Source organism: Mucilaginibacter sp. (assembly GCF_025359345.1).
Taxonomy (GTDB): domain Bacteria; phylum Bacteroidota; class Bacteroidia; order Sphingobacteriales; family Sphingobacteriaceae; genus Mucilaginibacter.
In genome coordinates, this window is sequence record NZ_JANYGQ010000016.1 from 1 (window position 1) to 2,569 (window position 2,569).

Below are 2,569 nucleotides of genomic sequence, written 5' to 3' on the forward strand. Positions count from 1 at the left end.
AAAGACTACGGGCATAGTCGTCCGATTTACAAACTTCGAACAGTGGGGTATGGTTTTGATATACCCTACCATTTTGCTTTATATCCACAAAGCCATTGCTCTGTTCTGTGTATTGTTTGGTACTATGTGTAACATAGTACATGGTTTGTAGTCAAATCACAAAAAACGACTTACATATGAAACTGAAAACTACTTTAACCTTATTGCTTTGTTTAGTTGGGATATACACATTATTCGCACAAAGCACCGCCGGCGGTGACAATATCACAGGGCGGCTCATTGATTCATTAACCCGAAAGCCTGCCGAATTTGTCACCGTGGCGCTTAAAAACTCCAATAATCAGCAGATAAAAACGGTTGTCAGCAAAATAGATGGCACCTTTATGATCAGCAATGTAAAGCCGGGTAAATTCGTTATCAATTTTACAGTAGTTGGCTATACAGGTAAATCCATGAGCATCTCTGCCGATGGTAATAAGCTGCTTGATTTAGGAGATGTAGCTATAAGCGCCTCAACTACGCAAATTAAAACGGTATCTGTAACAGCGAATCGACCGGTTATTAAACAGGAGGCCGACCGTATTGCTTACGATATCCAGGCCGACCCTACCAGCAAATTCAACAACGTGTTGGAAATGATGCGAAAGGTGCCTTTACTAACTGTTGATGCCGAAGATAACATCCAGGTAAGCGGAAGCCCGGCTTACCGGATTTTTATTAACGGTAAACCGTCGAGTTTACTGGAGCGAAATCCAAAGGACGTGTTAAAAAGCATGCCTGCATCAAGCATTCAAAAAATTGAGGTTATTACCACCCCTTCTTCTAAATATGACGCAGAAGGTTTGGCTGGGATAATCAATATCATCACTAATAAAACTATAGACGACGGTTATAACGCCAACCTTAATGTTAACGAACGCTTTCCTGCGGGCGGCCCGACCATAGGGGGATCATTTACCACTAAATCCGGCAAGTTTGGTTTGTCGGCATTTGGCGGCGGTGGTTTGGCTAATACTCCTTCAACAACAAATGATATCCTTCGCACAGGAAAGAGTACAACGTCATCGACACTTTTTCAGTTTGGCGACCGCGAGAGCAATGGCAAAAATGCTTATCTGGGCATGGAGTTAAGTTATGAGATAGACTCGTTGAACCTGATCTCGGGTCAGTTTAACCTGAATGGCAGTAATGGAACCGGGAGGTCATCTCAAAATTCAGTCTTACGTGATCCTACCACTATTACACAGCGGTATGATTTGCTGACAGATAATAATAATAATGGACAAGGGGCAGATCTGGCTGTTAATTATCAGAAAGGGTATAGCCGCAACAAAAACCAATTGACTACTTTTTCTTACCGTTATTATGGCTTTGTAAACCATCAAAACGCCGATCAATTTTTTAACAACAGGATAAATTATACGCTGCCCGACTTTCGCCAGGCTAATAAAAGCATTATGAGCGAGCATACTGTGCAATTAGATCACGTATACCCCATAAACAAACTCAATATTGAAGCGGGCGTAAAAGCAATTGTTCGTGATAACGAAAGTGACTTTCAATATTTAGCTGAGGATGCGGCCGGCAATTATTTAGCAGATCCATCAAAAACAAACACCTTTAATAACAGACAGACAATTTTAGCGGGTTACAACTCTTATCAATATAATATAAAAACCTGGTCGTTAAAAGCCGGTGTTAGGGTTGAGCATACAGATATCGCTGCCGATTTTTTGTCGACAGCCTCACAAGTGTCGCAAAAATATTTTAGTGTAGTACCCTCCGTTGCCATGAGCAAGCGTTTTAAAACCACGGGCCTTAGTTTTGGCTGGAACCAGCGTATTCAGCGCCCCGGTATCAATCAGTTAAACCCTTTTGTTGACAGGTCTAACCCCACATTCGAAACTTCAGGCAATCCTGACCTGCGCCCTACCAAGGGTAACCAGGTACGATTTGGGTTTGATTGGACAGCCAAAGGCAGCCTATTTGTTAGCCTGCAGTACAATTGGATTCAGGGCCTTATTTTCCCGGTATCATCGTATGATGAAGTTACCAATATTACCCGCACTCGTTTTGAAAATACCGGAAGCGCAAGGGCATTAGGAGGAAACGTAAACTTTAACTATCCATTAACCCCAACCTGGAATGTAAGCCTCAACGGAGGCCTGGCGCATGGTTGGGCAACAGGGGTAAGCAACGGCCAGCCAATAAAAAATCATGGATTTATGTTTGGCGCCAACTTCGCTTCGGGCCTTAAATTAAGCAATGGCTGGCGAACCGGCGTTAATATCTATGTAAATGGCGGCCAGCTTACTGTTCAGCAGCAATCTAACGCGTATGTCAGCACAGCGTTTAATGCAAGTAAAGATATTATTAAAGATAAGCTTACTTTTTCGGCCTTTACCAATAATCCATACAAGCGCCACCGCGTTAACGTCACAAATTCATTCGGGCCAAATTTTGACCAGGTAAGTCACGATCAGCAGAACTTCAGCTCCTTCGGCGCATCCCTCAGCTATAAATTCGGAAAATTAAAAGAATCAATAAAGAAAAATAAGCGGGGCATAAG

At 42.7% G+C, this 2,569-nt stretch carries 1 protein-coding gene; it reads left to right on the forward strand.

Annotated elements, in window-relative coordinates; all coding sequences use genetic code 11:
• Positions 1-176 precede the first annotated feature (176 nt).
• Positions 177-2,569: TonB-dependent receptor (locus tag Q0R52_RS09245; protein ID WP_295794191.1), on the forward strand; the 2,393-nt coding region annotated here is incomplete at its 3' end.